Here is an 18,355-nt window from a genome sequence, read left to right on the forward strand (position 1 = left end):
GCGGACCTCGGACCGCGCGCGGACCTCGGTTCGAGCGGTCCGCCCCGCTCAGACCGCGCCCGCGCCGGTGAGCGCCCGGACCTCGGTCTCGGCGTGCTTGGCCTCGTCCGGCGGCTCCGTCGAGGTGACCGTACCCATCCAGCCCGCGAGGAAGCCGAGCGGGATGGAGACCAGGCCCGGGTTCTGCAGCGGGAAGAGCTGGAAGTCGACCCCGGGGAAGAGCGATTCGGGGCTGCCGGAGACGACCGGCGAGACGAGGACGAGCAGGACGGCCGGGATCAGTCCGCCGTACACGGACCAGACCGCGCCCTTGGTGGTGAACCGCCGCCAGAACAACGAGTACAGCAGCACGGGCAGGTTCGCGGAGGCGGCCACGGCGAACGCGAGGCCGACCAGGAAGGCCACGTTGAGGTCGCGGGCGAGCAGCCCGAGGCCGATCGCGGCGATCCCGATGCCGCCGGCGGCGACCCGGGCGACCGTCACCTCGCTGTGCTGTCTGGCGTGCGGGCGGCGCAGCGTGGCGTAGAGGTCGTGGGCGACCGACGCGGAGGAGGCGAGGGTGATGCCGGCGACCACGGCGAGGATGGTGGCGAAGGCGACGGCCGCGACGACGGCGAAGAGGACGGTGCCGCCGGTGGAGCCCGCTCCGCCGCCGAGATCGAGGGCGAGCAGCGGTACGGCGGTGTTGCCGGCGGCGTTGGAGGCGCGGACCGTGTCGGGGCCGACCAGGGCCGCCGCACCGAAACCGAGCACGATCGTCATCAGGTAGAAGCCGCCGATGAGGCCGATGGACCAGACGACGGAGCGGCGGGCCGCCCGCGCGGTGGGCACCGTGTAGAAGCGGGACAGGATGTGCGGGAGTCCCGCGGTGCCGAGCACGAGGGCGAGGCCGAGGCTGACGAAGTCGAGGCGGGCGGTCCAGTCGCCGCCGTAGCGCAGTCCGGGCGCGAGGAAGGCCGCGCCGTGGCCGCTGCGTTCGGCCGCCGTGGTGAGCAGCTGCCCGAAGTCGCCGTGGAAGCGGATCAGGACGAGCACGGTGAGGGCGATCGTGCCGGCCATGAGGAGCACGGCCTTGACGATCTGGATCCAGGTGGTGGCCCGCATGCCGCCGAGCGACACGTAGACGACCATGAGCGCGCCGACGCCGATCACCGTCCAGGCGCGGGCGGCTCCGCTGGTGCCGCCGAGCAGCAGGGCGACCAGGCTGCCCGCGCCGACCATCTGGGCGACCAGGTAGAGCACCGAGACCGTCACGGAGGAGGCGCCGGCGGCGATCCGGACGGGTCGCTCGGTCATCCGGGCGGCGACGACGTCGGCGAGGGTGAAGCGGCCGCAGTTGCGCACGAGTTCGGCGACCAGCATCAGCACGACGAGCCAGGCGACCAGGAAGCCGACGGAGTAGAGCATGCCGTCGTAGCCGAAGAGGGCGATCAGGCCGGAGATGCCGAGGAAGGAGGCGGCCGACATGTAGTCGCCCGCGATGGCGAAGCCGTTCTCCATGGGCGAGAAGAGCCGGCCTCCGGCGTAGAACTCCTCGGCGGAGCCGCGCCGGTCGCGGCTGACCCAGGTGGTGATCGCCAGGGTGACCGCGATGAAGACGCTGAACAGGACGAGGGCCAGGGTCTGGTGGTCGCCGGTCGTCTGGTGTCCGGTCATCGCCGCACCCCCCGGGTCATCTCCTGGGTGTCCCAGCGCAGGTCGAGGGCGGCCTGGTCCCGGCGCAGCCGGGCGTGCCGGGCGTAGGCCCAGGTGAGCAGGAAGGTGGTCGCGAACTGGCCGAGTCCGGCGACCATGGCCACGTTGACCGCGCCGAGGACCGGGCGGGCCATCAGGGCGGGGGCGGCGGTGGCGGCGACGACGTACGCCAGGTACCAGAGCAGGAAGGCGAGCGAGGCCGGGAGGACGAAGCGGCGGTATCGGCGGCGCACTTCCTGGAAGGCGGGGCTCCGCTGGACCTCCAGATAGATGTCCGCAGCGGTGTGGACCCGGGCCTGGGCGGCCGGAGCCTGCTGGCGGGGGACGGCGCCGGCCGCCGGCTGCTCCCCGTCATGCTCGCCCCAGCCGGCAGCGAGCTCGTCGTACCAGGGGTCGTCGATCCGCACCGTCGCGGGATCGCGCCCGTCCTGCTTCTCCACCGGTGAACTCTCCTTGTCAGCGAACCGTTTCGGCCGCGTGCCCAAGGATGGACAGACTGGGCGGATACCGGACTCTTCTCCCGCCTTCTTCACCCCATCAGGTGACGGCATCCCGGGAATGACTGACCGGCCCGTCCGACAGTCGTATCGGGCGGGCCGGTCAGCGAGGGAGTTCCGGGGTCAGGCGTCGATGCGCGAGCGGTCCAGGGTCGCGGCGGAGCTGGTGATGAACTCCTTGCGCGGGGCCACGTCGTTGCCCATGAGGAGGTCGAAGACCTGCTCGGCCGCCTCCAGGTCGCCGATGTTGATCCGGCGCAGGGTGCGGTGGCGCGGGTCCATGGTGGTCTCGGCCAGCTGGTCGGCGTCCATCTCGCCGAGGCCCTTGTAGCGCTGGATGGCGTCCTTGTAGCGGACCCCCTTGCGCTGGAGCTCCAGCAGGGTCTGACGCAGCTCGCTGTCCGAGTACGTGTACACGTACTTGTCCTGGCCCTTCTTGGGCTGGACCAGCTCGATGCGGTGCAGCGGCGGCACGGCGGCGAAGACGCGTCCCTGCTCGACCATGGGGCGCATGTAGCGCTGGAACAGGGTCAGCAGCAGCGTGCGGATGTGGGAGCCGTCGACGTCGGCGTCGGTCATCATGATGACCTTCCCGTACCGGGCCGCGTCGATGTCGAAGGTGCGGCCCGAGCCCGCCCCTATGACCTGGATGATCGCTCCGCACTCGGCGTTCTTGAGCATGTCCGAGACGGAGGACTTCTGGACGTTGAGGATCTTGCCGCGGATCGGGAGCAGTGCCTGGAACTCGCTGTTGCGGGCGAGCTTGGCGGTGCCGAGCGCGGAGTCTCCCTCGACGATGAAGAGCTCGCTGCGCTCGACGTCGTCGCTGCGGCAGTCGGCGAGCTTGGCGGGCAGCGAGGAGGACTCCAGCGCGGTCTTCCTGCGCTGCGCCTCCTTGTGCTGGCGGGCCGCGATCCGGGTACGGGCCGCGGCGACGGCCTTCTCCAGGACGGCGCGGGCCTGCGCCTTGGCGTCGCGCTTGGTGGAGGTCAGGAACGCCTTCAGCTCCCGGGCGACCACGTTGGCGACGATCCGGCGGGCCGCGGAGGTGCCGAGCACCTCCTTGGTCTGGCCCTCGAACTGCGGCTCGGCGAGGCGGACGGTGACGACGGCGGTGAGCCCTTCGAGGGCGTCGTCCTTGACGATGTCGTCCTCGGCGACGCGCAGCAGCTTGGCGGCGCGCAGCACCTCGTTGACCGTCTTGGTGATCGCCTGCTCGAAGCCGGAGACGTGGGTGCCGCCCTTGGGCGTGGCGATGATGTTGACGAAGGACCTGACCGTCGTGTCGTAGCCCGTGCCCCAGCGCAGGGCCACGTCGACGCCGAGCTCGCGGGTGACCTCGGTGGGGGTCATGTGGCCGCGGTCGTCGAGGACCGGGACGGTCTCCTTGAAGGTGCCCTGGCCGGTGAGGCGCAGCACGTCGCAGACGGCCTTGTCCTGGGCGAGGAACTCGCAGAACTCGCTGATGCCGCCGTCGAAGCGGAACGTCTCCTCGCTCTTGCCCACGCCGTCGAGGTCGCGCTCGTCGCGGACGACGATGGTGAGGCCGGGGACGAGGAAGGCGGTCTGGCGGGCGCGCTGGTGCAGCGTCTCCAGGGAGAGCTTGGCGTCCTTGAGGAAGATCTGGCGGTCCGCCCAGTAGCGCACCCGGGTGCCGGTGCGGGTCCTGGGGACGCGCTTGCCCTTGCGCAGGCCGCCGGCCGGGTCGAAGGGGCTGTCCGGGCCGGCCTCGGTGAAGATGCCGGGGACGCCGCGGCGGAAACTGATCGCATGGGTCGCGCCGTTGCGGTCCACCTCGACGTCGAGGCGGGCGGAGAGCGCGTTCACCACGGAGGCGCCCACACCGTGCAGACCGCCGGAGGCCGCGTACGAGCCGCCGCCGAACTTGCCGCCGGCGTGCAGCTTGGTCATGACGACCTCGACGCCGGACAGACCGGTCTTGGGCTCGACGTCGACGGGGATGCCGCGGCCGTTGTCGCGCACCTCGACGGAGCCGTCGTCGTGGAGCACGACGTCGATGTGGTCGCAGTAGCCGCCGAGGGCCTCGTCGACGGAGTTGTCGATGATCTCCCAGAGGCAGTGCATCAGACCGCGGCTGTCGGTCGACCCGATGTACATACCGGGGCGCTTGCGGACGGCTTCGAGCCCTTCGAGGACGAGCAGGTGCCGCGCGGTGTAGTTGGAACCGTCACGGTCTGCGGTCAGCAGCGCACTGGACGGCACGGACGTCTCGGCGGTCACGCGGTTCGCTCCTCGCTGAATTTGAAAACTGGCCCCGTGGGGTAAGGCCCGGCGTCGGTCACCGGTCAGAGGGTACCGATGCCTGGTAGAGCCGTTGTCACGCCACCCTCCTGATGACTCATGCTAGTCCAGAGTCGCATGGATGTTCGATCCCTCGATGGGGTGACGCAAACATCACGTTCCCTTCCGGGCATGAACCATTTAGCCTCGGGGCACGTCCTCATGAACAACCGGCAACCCGCCGGGAGGGCACGACCACACACAGCAATGCGAAACCCGTAGAGCTAGCGCAATACGGCTCATTCGCCGCCAACCGGCAGCAGACAGCCACCTTGGGAAAAAGTTTCAAGGAAAAGCCACGAGCGGGAACGTTTTCGGCCTGGTTGGATGTTGACCCTGGTACGACAGCTCGTCGAGCTAGAGAAGAGGCGACGTGACTACTGTTCTGACCCCCGCGACCCCCCTGACGGCCGCTGACCGATGCGACCGCTGCGGCGCCCAGGCATACCTGCGCGTCGTGCTGATCAGCGGTGGTGACTTGCTCTTCTGCGCTCACCACGGGCGCAAGTTCGAGCCGGAACTCAAGAAGATCGCCGCGGATATACAGGATGAGACGGACCGGCTCACCGACGTGCCGGCCCGCACCCAGGGCGACGACCACTGACGCCTCGCATCCCCGACGAGCCACGGGCCGGTTCCTGACGACCGGCCGACGGGCGGCCACCCCCGCTGCACGAGGGGGTGGCCGCCCGTTCTCACACCGTCACCGCCGCCTGACACCGAGTCACCGGTACAGGTGCGCGGGCCGACGCGGGACGGCGCGTCAGAAACGCTTCGGCAGCACTGCGGAGACCCGGGTGTAGACACCGGGGTTCTCCGCCTGCCCACAGCCGCTCCCCCACGACACCAGGCCGATCAGCCGCCCCTTCGCCACCAGCGGACCGCCGCTGTCGCCCTGACAGGCGTCCCTGCCCCCGCCCGGGTCGCCCGCGCACAGCATCGTGGCGCCCCGGTACGCGGCCCCGGAGCCGGCCGGGTACGCGCGCTCACAGGACGCGTCGGGCAGCACCTGCACCCGCGCCGAGCGCAGCGACATCGCGTACGTGCCGTTGCCGGTCGTGTCGCCCCAGCCGTACACGTCCGCCGGCGTGCCCGCGGCGAGCGCCGGATCGTCCCGGGCGGCGACCTCGATCACGTACGACGAGGGCAGCGCCTGCTCCAGCGTGACGACGCCCAGATCCCCGGAGTTGGTCGAAGGGTCGTAGTCGGGGTTCACCCAGGTGTCGGCGACCCTGATCTCCTGGCCGCCCTGACCGCGCAGCGAGCTGCGGCCCGCGATGACCGCGAAGTCGCGCAGCTGCCAGGGCTCTCCGCCCAGCGCGTCGCGCCCCAGGCAGTGGGCAGCGGTGAGCACCTTGGTCGGGGCGACGACCACGCCGCCGCAGAACTGCCCCGCCCGCGTACCCCCGAACCGGTCACGGCTGGACAGCGCCACGACCCACGGCGCCTCGGTGATCTTGATCGGCGTGCCGCCGACCACGACGCTGTCGGCGGACGCGGGAGCCGCGGCGGCGAGCGGCGCCACGGCCGCGGCGACCAGGACCAGGGCACCGGTCAAAGCTCGGGCGATGGGACGACGCATGGAGCCTCCTGACTCTCCGGTGATGTCGTTTCACCCAGCGTCGTCCAGGCGAGCGCTCCGCGCACGCGCGGACATGCCGAAGGGCCCGGTCCCCACGGGGAACCGGGCCCTTCGACATGTCTCGGATCAGTGGACCCGTCGATCAGCCGACCAGTGGATCAGTCGAGGTAGTCGCGCAGCACCTGCGAACGCGACGGGTGCCGCAGCTTCGACATCGTCTTCGACTCGATCTGACGGATGCGCTCACGCGTCACGCCGTAGACCTTGCCGATCTCGTCGAGCGTCTTCGGCTGCCCGTCGGTGAGACCGAAGCGCATGGAGACGACGCCCGCCTCACGCTCGGAGAGCGTGTCGAGGACGGAGTGCAGCTGCTCCTGCAGCAGCGTGAAGCTGACCGCGTCGGCCGGGACGACGGCCTCGGAGTCCTCGATGAGGTCACCGAACTCGCTGTCGCCGTCCTCGCCCAGCGGGGTGTGCAGCGAGATCGGCTCGCGGCCGTACTTCTGGACCTCGATGACCTTCTCCGGGGTCATGTCGAGCTCCTTGGCCAGCTCCTCCGGGGTGGGCTCGCGGCCCAGGTCCTGGAGCATCTGGCGCTGCACACGGGCGAGCTTGTTGATGACCTCGACCATGTGCACCGGGATACGGATGGTGCGGGCCTGGTCGGCCATGGCGCGGGTGATCGCCTGACGGATCCACCAGGTGGCGTACGTGGAGAACTTGTAGCCCTTGGTGTAGTCGAACTTCTCGACCGCGCGGATCAGACCGAGGTTGCCCTCCTGGATCAGGTCCAGGAAGAGCATGCCGCGGCCGGTGTAGCGCTTGGCCAGCGAGACCACCAGACGGAGGTTGGCCTCCAGGAGGTGGTTCTTGGCCCGGCGGCCGTCCTCGGCGATGATCTCCAGCTCGCGCTTGAGCTTCGGGGCGATCTTGTCGGAGTTCGCCAGCTTGTCCTCGGCGAACAGACCGGCCTCGATGCGCTTGGCGAGCTCGACCTCCTGCTCGGCGTTGAGCAGCGGGACCTTGCCGATCTGCTTGAGGTAGTCCTTGACCGGGTCGGCGGTGGCACCGGCGACGGCGACCTGCTGCGCCGGCGCGTCGTCCTCGTCCTCGTCGGACAGGACGAAGCCCTTGCTCTCGCCCTCGGTCTCTTCTTCGTCCTTGCCGGGCGCGACGTCGTCCAGCAGGTCCTCGGCCTCGAGGAGCTCTTCGTCGTCCTTCTTGGCCGTGGTCTTCTTGGCGGCCGTCTTCTTGGCGACGGTCTTCTTGGCCACCGCCTTCTTGGCGACGGTCTTCTTCGCCGCGGCCTTCTTGGCCGGAGAGCCGGCCTCGTCGGCCGGGTCCGCGCTCTCGGCCGCCGAGGCCGTGGTGGCGGCCGCGACGCTCTTCGTCACGGTCGTCGGCCTGGCGGTGACGGTCTTGGTGGCGGTGCGCTTGGCCGGGCTCTTCGCTGCGACGCTCTTGCGGGTGCGCTTCGGCGACTCCGCTGCACTGACCATCAGCGTCACACCCTCTTCCTCGAGGATCTGATTGAGGCTGCGCAGAACATTCTTCCACTGGGTTGGCGGAATCTGGTCAGCCTCGAAGGCCCGACGCACGTCATCGCCGGCGATCTGCCCATCAGCCTTTCCCCGCTCGATGAGCGCCATCACAGATGCGGACTCGGCGATCTCCGGCGGGAGCGTACGGGATGTGCTGGCCGACACGAACAACCTCTCGGAACGATGGAAAACGGCTTCCGGCCCCGCCCTGGATCGGACTGGAGCCGACGACCGTCGACGGGGAATGAGCCGACGGCGCGGGCTGGGCCGGGGAACTGCACAGCGCCGTGAGCGGCTGCTGTATTCCTTCCTCGGCTGTCACCTCTTAGGTCATCGCGCGGCTTCGAGGAGCGTTACGCCCAATCCGCGTGGCCCGAGTCACACCTCAATTGTGGCGAATCCGTCAGGAAACATCCGGAAGCGGCATGATCGCCCCGCCCTGCCCCACACCATCGCGCCCGCCCGGCACGGCCGGCGGGCGCACCTCGGTGCCGCCGGACCCTGGCACACCCGGGGATGGGGGTCCGCCCCCGGGCTCCGCTCGAGTCCGGCGGCACGCGGTGCGGGCGGCACGGCGCGGTCGGCCACGGCGTGGATCAGTGCTCGCGGGGAGCCGGCACGACGCGCTCCACCTCGGGGTGGACGGTCAGCAGCTGGCGCATGGCCGTCTCGGCGCCGAGGGCGTCGCCGGCGGCGAGGGCGTCGACGATCCGGGCGTGGTGCGAGAGGCAGCCCTCGCTGGGCCGGTCGCAGCCGGTGGCGGGGGCTCCGGAGACCTGGAGGGCGGCGCCGACGATGCCGGAGAGGTGCTCCAGCATGCGGTTGCCGGCGAGCTGGATGAGCAGCGCGTGGAACTCGGTGTCGGCGCGGGAGAAGGTGATCGCGTCACCCTGGGCGTACGCGTGCCCCATGATCTCGACCATGTCGGCGAGGCGCTGCTGGACGTCCTCGCGGCCGTGTCCCGCGGCGAGCCGGGCGGCGAGCGGCTCGATGATCCAGCGCAGCTCGTTCAGCTCGCGCCGCTGGTCGTCGCGCTGCGGGCCGAAGGCGCGCCACTCGATGATGTCGGGGTCGAGCAGGTTCCAGTCGCTGACCGGCCGGACCCGGGTGCCGACGTTGGGGCGGGCGCTGACCAGACCCTTCGCCTCCAGGACGCGCAGGCTTTCGCGGACGACGGTGCGGGAGACCTCGAAGCGCTGACCGATCTCCTCGGGTACGAGGGGACGGTCGGCGCCGAGGTCGCCGGAGACGATCATCTGACCGAGCTGCTGGACGAGCTGCCCGTGCAGTCCGCGGCCGCGGCTGCCGGCGGCCCGGCGGCCGACCCGGCCGAGGTCGTCCGCCCCCTCCCAGGAGGGCGGGCCCACACGCTCGGCCGCGGGGGCCTCCGCGTAGGGGTAGCGGTCGAGATCGCCCGGGGCGCCGAGGCCGGACTCGACGGGGCGGGCGGCGGTCATCATCGTGTGCGCAAGGGTACTCACGCATCCTTTGTCGGCGTGGCTCCCGTGCCCCTTGAGGTCTTTGGTGAAAAGCACACGAAAGGGTGATCGGCACCTGCTACACAATTGACGATCAATGGGGCATAAACGGCATTTTCCAAGGCAGTTGCCGCCGAAGCGGAACCTTTCGATCCGAATGTGATCACCAACGTGCTCTGCTGCGCAGCCCGCTGAGCACATAGGCACAGAGCAGGACCGTCAACGTCAGGGCCAGCGCCACTCCCACGGGCTGCCCGACCACCCGCACCGCCCCCATCACCCAGCGGTCCGCGGCCGTCGACCACTCCACCCGTGCGAACTCGCGCAGCCGGGCCGGGAGTCCGGCCAGGGAACGGCCGGGCACCCCGGAGAGCAACTGCCCCAGCGGTGGCGCGAAGACGACGGGCACGGCGAGGACTGCGGCGACTCCGGCGGCCGCCGCCCGGAAGACACCGGCCCCGAGCACCCCGGCCCAGGCGCAGCCGATCACCAGACCGAACCAATTTGCGCACAGCGTCGGCCAGTTGTGCGGTACGGGGATCAACTCGCCGCCGTAGACGAGGCGCAGTGCCTCCAGATCGGCCACCACGACGAGCACCGCGAGCACCGCCCCGACGACCGCCGCGACCGCGAGCTTCGCCAGGAGCAGGCCCAGTCGGCGCGGGACGGCGCCGCGTCCGGTGGTGAGCGCCGGGTAGCGGTACTCCTCGCCGAACGAGAACGCGCCGAGCAGCCCCGCCCCGAGCGCCGCCGGCGGCAGCGGGGAGAGCCCGGGCCAGCCGGCCAGGACCGCGGGCAGCGGAGTACGTCCGCTGCGCGCGAGCAGCACGGCGAGCACCACGGAGATCAGCAGCACGCCCACGGCCACGAGCGGAGTGGACGGCACACCGAGGAGGCGGCGGACCTCGTAGCGCACCGGCCGGAGCGGAGAGCGGTGGGGCGCACGACGGGAGGTGCGGAGGCGGGGGGCGGGGACGACCGGGGCCACGGAAGCAGGGGGCGCCGGGGCCTCGGAGGGCCGGGGCGCCAGGGTCTCGGAGGGAGGGGGTGTGGGGGTCTCGGGGGCTGAAGGCGTGGGGGTTCCGGCGGCGAAGGCCGAGGGGCCCAGGGGCGGGAAGGGGGTGACGGCGTCGGGGACGGCTGGGCCCGTTTCGCCGGTCTGGCGCGGCCCGCCGGTCACGCCGGTCTCGCCGGTCTCGCCGGTCACGACCGTCACGCCGGTCTTGCCGGTCTCGTCGGTCATGCCCGTCACGCCCGTCACGCCGGTCTCGTCGGCGAGCCGGTGCAGGAGCACGCCGTTGCGGAACGCGGCCTCTCCGACCGTGGCGCAGTCGCTGCCGTACACCGAGATCCGGTTGCCGCCCTCCGCCACCACCTCCACCGGGCGGCGGGCGGCGCGGGACTCCTGGGCGAGGACGGCGGCGAGCCGGGCCGCGTGCGGGGTGCGCACGGCGACCCGGGGGCGCAGCCGGGTGCGGGCGAACTCGGCGGCGTCCTGGTCGGCGACCAGCCTGCCCCGTTCGAGGGTGACGACCCGGTCGGCGTTGCGGGCGACGTCCTTCGGGTCGGCCGTGGTGTAGAGGACGGTGCCGCCCTCTTCGGCGTGGGTGCGCAGGAGTTCGTACAGCCAGGCGCTCTCGCGTACGGAGAGGCCGGCACCCGGCTCGTCGAGGAGCAGCGCGTGCGGGTCGCCCAACAGGGCGGAGGCGAGGCCCAGTCGGCGGTCCATGCCGAGCGGGAGGGTGCCGATCCGCTGGTCGTGCACGCCGATGAGGCCGACGGTCCGGAGCATGTCGTCGGCCCGGACGCCGGGGACGCCGACGGCGGCGCAGAGCATGCGCAGCTGGCTGCGCACGGTGCGGGAGGGGTGGCCGGGCACGTCGCCGAGCAGTACGCCGACCTCCCGTGCGGGCTGGGCGACGCGGTGCAGCGGGCGGCCCCGGAAGTAGGTGACGCCACGGCCCGGTTCGAGCTGGAGCATCAGTCGCAGGGCGGTGGTCTTGCCGGCGCCGGCCGGCCCGAGCAGGGCGGTGACGGCGCCCGGCCGGGCCTCGAAGGTGAGATCGTCCACGGCGGGCGGAAGGTCCCGGCGCGGGGTGCTGGTGAGTCCGATGGCCTGGAGCATCGCTTCTCTCGCGGGTAGGTGAGACCGCTCCGCGGCAGGGCGGCTATCCCAGCAAGATAACGCCCTATTTCGGACTTTTGGTGCATGGTTGGCGGCTCGGAGCCGCCGGGGAACCGGCTCGGGAGCGTGCCCCGCCGGTCGGGCCACGGCGAGCCCGTCCGAACCGGGCGGGACGCCCCTACACCTCCGGGCGCAGCATCGGCGGGTTCAGGAGCGTGGCCCCACCGGCGCGGAACAGCTGGGCGGGGCGGCCGCCCTGACGGGTCGTGGTGCCGCCCGCCGGCACGAGGAAGCCGGGCGTGCCGGTCACCTTGCGGTGGAAGTTGCGCGGGTCGAGCGCGACGCCCCACACCGCCTCGTAGACCCGGCGCAGCTCGCCGACCGTGAACTCGGGCGGACAGAAGGCGGTGGCCAGCGAGGAGTACTCGATCTTGGAACGGGCGCGCTCGACGCCGTCGGAGAGGATCCGCGTGTGGTCGAACGCGAGCGGCGACGGCTGCTCGCCCTCGTGCTCCGCCGCGCCGTCCGGGCCGATCAGCTCCTCGACCGGCGCCCAGCGCGCGCTGTTGGCGTCTCCGCCCGCGCGCGGCGCGGGCAGGTCGGGAGCGAGGGCGAGGTGGGCCACGCTCACCACCCGCATCCGCGGATCACGGTCGGGCGCGCCGTACGTCGCCAGCTGCTCCAGGTGTGCTCCGTGTCCGGGTACGGGCGCGGGCGTGCCGGGGTCGTGGACGCACAGGCCGGTCTCCTCGACCAGCTCGCGCGCGGCGGCGGCGTCGAGGTCCTCGTCGGCCCGGACGAATCCGCCCGGCAGCGCCCAGCTTCCCTGGAACGGGGGCTCACCCCGTTTCACGACGAGGGCGCACAGGGAGTGGCGCCGCACGGTGAGTACGACCAGATCGACGGTGACAGCGAAGGGCGGAAAGGCCGACGGGTCGTAGGGAGGCATGCGGCGATCATAGTCGTCTCCCTGACGATAAACACTCCTGTGCGGAGGATCGGCCGCCACTTCTTCCCTCCCCCGCCCCCTCCCCACCCCCGGTTCTTCCGTTGTGTCCCGCTCGCGGCCGTGGAAATGCCCGCGCGGGGTCAGACGCCGAGCTGGAGGCCGGGCGCGGCCTCCTCGACCATGCCGAGGCCGAGCCGACCGACCCGGGCGGCGAACGGCTCCCCCGCGACCCGGAGTCCGGAGAGCCGGACCTCGCCGAGCGGGGCCGAGCGGAGCGGGTGCAGGGCGACCGTGCGGCCGGGTACGTCGGGGCGGACGCCGACGAGGGTGGTGAGGAGCTGCACCCCGGCCGCGGCGGCGACGGCCGCGGGCCGGCAGGCCGCCGGATGCGCCGCCGGCACAGCTCCGGGCGTCCGCCGCTCGCCGGCGAACATCTCGGGCAGCCGGTGGTCGAAGGCGTCCGCCGCGTCGAGGATCCCGCGCAGCAGCGCGGCCGCCTCGCGCTCGTGTCCCGCGGCGGCGAGGCCGGCGACCGCGACGGCGGTCTCGTGCGGCCGGACCGTCCCCGACCGGTGGCCGAACGGGTTGTAGCCGGGTTCCTTCTCACCGAGGCCGCGCAGCCCCCAGCCCGAGTCGAGACCCGGGGCCGTGAGCAGCCGGGCGAGCCGCTCGGTCTGCGCCTTGTCGAGGAGCCCGGGCGCCGGACCGCCCGCGGCGGTGAGCCCGGTGTCGAGCAGGTGCGCGGCCCAGCCGCCGAGGTGAGGCAGCGCACGGCCGTCGGCCGTGCGGGCGAGCGCGGGCCGGCCCCCGGACGGGTCGTCGAGCCAGAACCGGTCGCGGAAGCGCGCGCGCAGTGCCCGCGCCCACTCCCGCCACGCGTCGCTGCCGGGCCGCCCGCCGGCGTCGAGCAGATCTGCGCCGAGCAGGGCCGCGCGGTACGCGTGGGCCTGCGTCTCGGCCCGGGCCGGCCCGGCGGGCCACGGGTCCGGCACGAAGCCGCTGCCGTCCAGGGCCCCGCGCAGCCAGTCGAGGCAGCGCTCGGCGACCGGGAGCAGCTCCGCGAGGTCGGGCTCGGGCAGTCCCCAGCGGCGGGCCTCGGCGAGCACGACGGGGAAGGCGAGGGTGGCTTCGACGCCGGTGCAGCGGGGCGGCAGGTGGGGGCCCGCGTCCCGGAGCGGCCCGGGGATGCGTCCCGATTCGGGGCCCGGGCCGCGCAGTTGGGTACGGGCGAGGGCGCGCAGGGTGGTGACGGCGAGCCGGGTGCCGAGGGGCAGGACCATTCGGGCGGCCCAGAGGGCCTCGGCGGTGACGGGCCCGCAGCGCCAGGGCACTCCGGCGGCGAGGTGGACGTCGGCCGGGTGCGCGGGGTCGCGCTGGAGCAGCGCGCGCAGGTCGGCGACGGAGGTCCGCAGCAGCGGCCCGAGCCGCGCGTCGTCCCCCTCGGCGACGGCGTCGGCGAGGACGTGCCCGCCCGGCCGGCCGCCGCCGGAGCCGGAGCCGGGCCCGAGGGCGCGGCCGGCCCGCTCCGCCCGGATGCGGAGGGTGAGGACGAAGTCGCCTCCGGGGGCCAGTGCGGCCTCCCAGCGGAGCAATCCGGCGGCGGCGAGGGATTCGCTGGGCGGCGGGTCGGCCGAGACGGCGACGGCGGTGCCGTCGCCGGCCGTCCAGCGGAGCCCGGTGCCGTGAACGCTCGCGGCGAGCTCGGGCCCCGGCCGGCCGGCCGCCACCGCGCCCAGATCCGCGAGATCCGTGCCCAGAGCGAGCTCCACCGGGAGCCGCAGCGGGCGGGCGGACGAGCTGCGCACGGTGATCCGCTCGGTGCCGTCGGCCTCGCGGGTCCGTTCGACGACGAGACCGGGGTCGGGCCCGGTGTCGCCGGGCGTGCGCAGGACGGCCAGGAAGTCGGCGCGGTCGGCCGTGGTCGTCCGGCCGTGGAGCGGGACGGGTTCGCGTCCGGCGATCCGCAGGACGCAGCGGGCGAGGAGCCGGCGCCCGGCGAGGAACACCCCGTCGAGGCCGGTTCCGGTGAGCTGGCCGTGCCGGGGGCTGACGGCGAGGGCGGGCAGGGCGACGCCGACGAGCATGTCGTGCGCGGCGGGGAGTTCCACGGGGCGGCTCGCCCCGTGGCCCGGTCCCTGGGGCGGGGCTCCGGTGCGGGACGGAGGTCCGGCGGAGGATCCGGGGGCCTGGGCGGGGCTGGGGGCCATGACGCGTGTACGGCGCTCTCTGTGCGGTCCGGGCTGCTCGGCCGGGCCCGGCGGCGACCGGGCTCGGGGCCGAGCGGGCGGTCCCGGCGGTCCGCGGGTCCGGCCGTCGGGCGGCGCCACCGCTCCCGCGGTACCGCCACAGAGGTGAACGCCGCCGCGGGCCGACGGGTCACGGCCCTCACTCTCCGGTCCTCGCGTCGCGCCGGCCGGTGCGGCGCACGGCCGCGCTCCCGGGCCGCGCGGGGGGCGTCTGGGCGCGCGGGGCCCGCGGGCCGGCTGCCGTCGTCCGCAGCCCGGCCTGCCGTGCGGCCCGCCGCGCGACCGTACGGGCCCGCCGCCGGGACCGGGTCGTGCCGGGCACGGGGTCGGACACGGGTTCGGGGTCAGCCGGCTCGCCGTGGCCCTCCTCGTCCTCCGGGCGCTGACCGGCGGCGAGGCGGGCGGCCCGCTCCTTGCGCAGACACTCGCGGAGCGACTCGGGGTCCAGGCCCTCGTTGCACGCCTGGTGGAGCAGCCGGGCGAAGAGGTAGTGGGGGTCGGTCTCCAGGGCGAGGCCGAGGGCGACCCGGGCGGATGGTTCGTCGCCGAGAGACCAGGCGACCCAGCCGGCCAGGGTCAGCGGGGCCGCCGCGTACTCCTGGTACGGGGCGACGCAGCGCCGGGCCAGGGCCCGCCAGAGCCGCAGGGCCGGGGCGGCCTCGGGGCCTTCCATCCATTCGGCGGCCTGGTCGCGGGTCTCGCGGTCCTGCAGTCCGAGGATGAGGGTGGCGGCCTCGTCGGCGCTGAGCAGCGCGTCGTCCCTCTCGTCGGCGGCGGTCGCGGCGGGTGGGAGGGCGCTCCGGCGGGAGGCGGCGGCGCCCGCCGGGCCGGTCGGCTTCGCGGGCGGTGCGGAGTACCGCTCGACAAGCCTGCGGATGAGGCCGATGGTGGTGTCGCGGGTCTCCTGGCGGGCGAGGGTGCCGACGGATCCGTCGAGGATCCTGGGCACGATGACGGTGGCGGCGTCGTTCAGCGCCGCGCGCTGCGCCGCGTCGTACTCGGTGCCGCGGGGCTTCAGCCGGGCCTCCATCTCCTTGAGCGTGCCGCGCACCTGGATGCCCGCGTAGGCGGCGGACGCGGCCATCACCGACGTACCGGAGAGGGCGAGCGGGGTGCCGTCGGGCGAGCAGCAGCCGGCATTGGGGCAGACGTACGAGAAGTAGAGGCCGTCGGAGATGCAGAGGGCTTCGAGGACGGGGATGTCGAGCGCGCCGCAGGCGGTGCGCAGGCGCTGGGCGAAGGGGCGCAGCCGCTCCGTCACCTGGCGGCCGGTCTCGCCGGGCCTGGGCTCCTGGCAGAGGAAGACGACGATGGCGTCGGGCCGGTCGCCGCGCCGGGCGCAGCCTTCGACGAGGCACTCGGCCAGGTGGTCGGCGATGGCGGGCCATTCGTGCGGTGAGCCCGGGATGCCGACGCGGACCCGGCCGCCGAAGCGGCCGCGCTCGCCGTGCAGCGCGACGAGGACGACGGAGTCGCTCGGGTGGAAGCCGAGCATGAACGGCAGCGCGTCGGCCAGCTCGGCGGGCCCGCGCAGGGTGATCTGCTGGGTCGCGGACGGGCCGTGGGATTCGTGGTGGTTCGTGTTCATGGTCACGACGGTCCCGCGAGCACCCTCGATCGCGAAACCCCTGTGGATAACTCCTCGGGCCGGGGTCGCCGAGGTTATCCACAGGCGCGGCGGCTCGTTCGCGCATTGTCCGACCGATCGGGTTGCATGGGGGCATGAACCACGCAGACCGCACCGAGGACCGTGCCGCCCTTCGCGCCGCCGCCGACGCCGTGCTCGCCCGTCTCGTCTCGGATCCGACGGGCACGGCGAGACTCCGCGAGGACCAGTGGCGCGCCATCGAGGCGCTGGTGGCGGACAGACGCCGGGCCCTGGTCGTGCAGCGGACCGGCTGGGGCAAGTCGGCGGTGTACTTCGTGGCGACCTCGCTGCTGCGCGAACGCGGCGCGGGTCCGACCGTGATCGTCTCGCCCCTGCTCGCGCTGATGCGCAACCAGGTGGAGGCGGCCGCGCGGGCGGGCATCCGCGCGCGCACGATCAACTCGTCGAACACGGAGGAGTGGGACACCGTCCAGCAGGAGGTGGCGGCGGGCGAGGTCGACGTGCTCCTGGTCTCGCCGGAGCGCCTCAACAACCCCGACTTCCGCGATCAGGTGCTGCCCCGGCTCGCGGCCGCCACGGGTCTTCTGGTGGTCGACGAGGCGCACTGCATCTCGGACTGGGGGCATGACTTCCGGCCCGACTACCGGCGGCTGCGGACGATGCTCGCGGAGCTGCCGGGCGGGGTGCCGGTGCTCGCCACGACGGCGACGGCGAACGCCCGGGTGACCGCGGACGTCGCCGAGCAGCTGGGGACGGGGGCGGACACGGACGCGCTGGTGCTGCGCGGGCCGCTGGACCGGGAGAGCCTGAGCCTCGGGGTGGTGCGGCTGCCGGACGCGGCGCACCGGCTGGCCTGGCTGGCGGACCATCTCGACGAGCTGCCCGGGTCCGGGATCATCTACACGCTGACGGTCGCCGCGGCCGAGGAGGTGACGGCCCATCTGCGCCAGTGCGGGCACACGGTCGCCTCGTACACGGGCCGGACGGAGAACGCCGACCGGCAGCAGGCCGAGGAGGACCTGCTCGCGAACCGGGTGAAGGCGCTGGTGGCGACCTCGGCGCTCGGCATGGGCTTCGACAAGCCGGACCTGGGTTTCGTCGTGCACCTCGGTTCGCCCTCCTCCCCCATCGCCTACTACCAGCAGGTGGGCCGCGCCGGGCGCGGGGTGGAGCACGCGGAGGTGCTGCTGCTTCCGGGCAAGGAGGACGAGGCGATCTGGAAGTACTTCGCCTCGGTGGCGTTCCCGCCGGAGGAGCAGGTGCGCCGCACCCTCGACGTGCTCGCGGCGGCCGGCCGGCCGCTGTCGCTGCCCGCTCTGGAGCCGCTGGTCGAGCTGCGCCGGACGCGGCTGGAGACGATGCTGAAGGTGCTCGACGTGGACGGGGCCGTCAAGCGGGTGAAGGGCGGCTGGGAGAGCACGGGCCGGCCGTGGGTGTACGACACGGAGCGGTACGCGTGGGTGGCCCGGCAGCGGGACGCCGAGCAGCAGGCCATGCGGGAGTACGCGACGACGGGCGGCTGCCGGATGGAGTTCCTGCGCCGTCAGCTGGACGACGAGGCGGCCGCGCCGTGCGGGCGCTGTGACAACTGTGCGGGCGTCAGGTTCGACGCCAAGGTCTCCGACGCGGCGCTGGACTCGGCCCGGGGCGAGCTGGGCCGGGCGGGCGTGGAGGTGGAGCCGCGCAAGATGTGGCCGACCGGACTGGCCGCCGTGGGCGTGGATCTGAAGGGCCGTATCCCGGCGGGCGAGCAGTCGTACCCGGGCCGGGCGCTCGGCCGGCTCTCGGACATCGGCTGGGGCAACCGGCTGCGGCCGCTGCTTTCCGACACCGCGCCGGACGCCGAGGTGCCGGACGACGTCGTGCAGGCGGTGGTGCGGGTGCTCGCCGACTGGGCGAAGGGGCCCGGAGGTTGGGCCTCGGGCGGAGCGGACGCCCTGCCCCGGCCGGCCGGTGTGGTGACGGTCGCCTCGCACCGCAAGCCGCGGCTCGTGGGCTCGCTCGGCCGGCGCATCGCCGAGATCGGGCGGATGCCGCTGCTCGGCTCGGTGGAGTACGCGCCGGAGGCGGAGGAGCTGCGGATCTCCCGTACGAACAGCGCGCAGCGGGTGGTCGGGCTGCAGCGGGCCCTGGTCGTTCCGGACGATCTGACGGGGCGTCTGGCCGCCGCGGGTGGCCCGGTGCTGCTCGTCGACGATCTCGCCGACAGCGGCTGGACGTTGGCGGTGGCCGCGAGACTGCTGCGGCGGGCGGGAGCGGAGGGGGTGTTTCCGCTGGTGCTCGCCGTCCAGGCGTGAAACGGGGCGTGAATAATGGGTAACTGGGCAGGGAT

At 73.3% G+C, this 18,355-nt stretch carries 12 protein-coding genes; 2 read left to right on the forward strand and 10 right to left on the reverse strand.

The window, feature by feature from the left end; translation table 11 throughout:
- Positions 1 to 48: 48 nt before the first annotated feature.
- The 3 genes from ACWEJX_RS10350 to ACWEJX_RS10360 form a co-directional block, all read right to left on the reverse strand.
- A complete protein-coding gene (locus tag ACWEJX_RS10350; RefSeq protein ID WP_451607090.1) occupies positions 49 to 1,656 on the reverse strand; it encodes a solute symporter family protein in 1,608 nt (535 codons plus the stop codon).
- Positions 1,653 to 2,135, reverse strand: coding sequence for a DUF485 domain-containing protein (locus tag ACWEJX_RS10355; protein WP_451607091.1), 483 nt, complete (start codon positions 2,133 to 2,135; stop codon positions 1,653 to 1,655). Before ACWEJX_RS10355 ends, ACWEJX_RS10350 begins: the two co-directional genes overlap by 4 nt.
- Before the next feature lie 180 nt (positions 2,136 to 2,315).
- A complete protein-coding gene (locus ACWEJX_RS10360; RefSeq protein WP_451607092.1) occupies positions 2,316 to 4,433 on the reverse strand; it encodes a DNA gyrase/topoisomerase IV subunit B in 2,118 nt (705 codons plus the stop codon).
- A gap of 433 nt (positions 4,434 to 4,866) precedes the next feature.
- Between ACWEJX_RS10360 and ACWEJX_RS10365 the strand changes: the two genes are divergently transcribed.
- The gene (locus tag ACWEJX_RS10365) at positions 4,867 to 5,097 is read left to right on the forward strand and encodes a DUF7455 domain-containing protein (protein ID WP_403798827.1); all 231 of its coding nucleotides are present in this window, start codon (positions 4,867 to 4,869) and stop codon (positions 5,095 to 5,097) included.
- A gap of 159 nt (positions 5,098 to 5,256) precedes the next feature.
- Here the strand turns inward: ACWEJX_RS10365 and ACWEJX_RS10370 are convergent, their stop codons facing one another.
- The 7 genes from ACWEJX_RS10370 to ACWEJX_RS10400 all read right to left on the reverse strand — a co-directional run bounded on the left by ACWEJX_RS10370 (position 5,257) and on the right by ACWEJX_RS10400 (position 16,002).
- Positions 5,257 to 6,075 carry a serine protease gene (locus ACWEJX_RS10370; RefSeq protein ID WP_451607093.1) on the reverse strand — a complete coding sequence of 273 codons (819 nt, stop codon included), beginning with the start codon at positions 6,073 to 6,075 and terminating at the stop codon, positions 5,257 to 5,259.
- A 158-nt stretch (positions 6,076 to 6,233) separates the two neighbouring features.
- On the reverse strand, positions 6,234 to 7,781 hold the full coding sequence (locus ACWEJX_RS10375; protein ID WP_451607094.1) for an RNA polymerase sigma factor: 1,548 nt from the start codon (positions 7,779 to 7,781) through the stop codon (positions 6,234 to 6,236).
- Between the two features lie 431 nt (positions 7,782 to 8,212).
- Positions 8,213 to 9,097, reverse strand: a complete 885-nt coding sequence (locus ACWEJX_RS10380) for a FadR/GntR family transcriptional regulator (protein WP_451607095.1) — start codon at positions 9,095 to 9,097, stop codon at positions 8,213 to 8,215.
- 160 nt (positions 9,098 to 9,257) lie between these two features.
- A complete protein-coding gene (locus ACWEJX_RS10385; protein WP_451607096.1) occupies positions 9,258 to 11,219 on the reverse strand; it encodes an ABC transporter ATP-binding protein in 1,962 nt (653 codons plus the stop codon).
- A 178-nt stretch (positions 11,220 to 11,397) separates the two neighbouring features.
- A complete protein-coding gene (locus tag ACWEJX_RS10390; protein ID WP_451607097.1) occupies positions 11,398 to 12,168 on the reverse strand; it encodes an NUDIX hydrolase in 771 nt (256 codons plus the stop codon).
- Between the two features lie 140 nt (positions 12,169 to 12,308).
- Positions 12,309 to 14,252, reverse strand: a complete 1,944-nt coding sequence (locus ACWEJX_RS10395; protein WP_451607126.1) for a glycogen debranching N-terminal domain-containing protein — start codon at positions 14,250 to 14,252, stop codon at positions 12,309 to 12,311.
- A 301-nt stretch (positions 14,253 to 14,553) separates the two neighbouring features.
- Positions 14,554 to 16,002: a DUF4192 domain-containing protein gene (locus ACWEJX_RS10400; RefSeq protein ID WP_451607098.1), complete on the reverse strand. Its 1,449-nt coding sequence runs from the start codon at positions 16,000 to 16,002 to the stop codon at positions 14,554 to 14,556.
- A 134-nt stretch (positions 16,003 to 16,136) separates the two neighbouring features.
- Between ACWEJX_RS10400 and ACWEJX_RS10405 the strand changes: the two genes are divergently transcribed.
- Positions 16,137 to 18,320, forward strand: coding sequence for a RecQ family ATP-dependent DNA helicase (locus ACWEJX_RS10405; protein WP_451607099.1), 2,184 nt, complete (start codon positions 16,137 to 16,139; stop codon positions 18,318 to 18,320).
- Positions 18,321 to 18,355: the final 35 nt, after the last annotated feature.

It is taken from the genome of Streptomyces sp. NPDC004788, from assembly GCF_053601115.1.

What these genes read in the sequence shown, in the direction of transcription:
- ACWEJX_RS10350 (WP_451607090.1), bottom strand. Translation starts at nt 1,656, where the DNA reads ATGACCGGACACCAGACGACCGGCGACCACCAGACCCTGGCCCTCGTC.
- ACWEJX_RS10370 (WP_451607093.1), bottom strand. Translation starts at nt 6,075, where the DNA reads ATGCGTCGTCCCATCGCCCGAGCTTTGACCGGTGCCCTGGTCCTGGTC.
- ACWEJX_RS10385 (WP_451607096.1), bottom strand. Translation starts at nt 11,219, where the DNA reads ATGCTCCAGGCCATCGGACTCACCAGCACCCCGCGCCGGGACCTTCCG.
- ACWEJX_RS10390 (WP_451607097.1), bottom strand. Translation starts at nt 12,168, where the DNA reads ATGCCTCCCTACGACCCGTCGGCCTTTCCGCCCTTCGCTGTCACCGTC.
- ACWEJX_RS10395 (WP_451607126.1), bottom strand. Translation starts at nt 14,252, where the DNA reads ATGCTCGTCGGCGTCGCCCTGCCCGCCCTCGCCGTCAGCCCCCGGCAC.
- ACWEJX_RS10400 (WP_451607098.1), bottom strand. Translation starts at nt 16,002, where the DNA reads ATGAACACGAACCACCACGAATCCCACGGCCCGTCCGCGACCCAGCAG.
- ACWEJX_RS10405 (WP_451607099.1), top strand. Translation starts at nt 16,137, where the DNA reads ATGAACCACGCAGACCGCACCGAGGACCGTGCCGCCCTTCGCGCCGCC.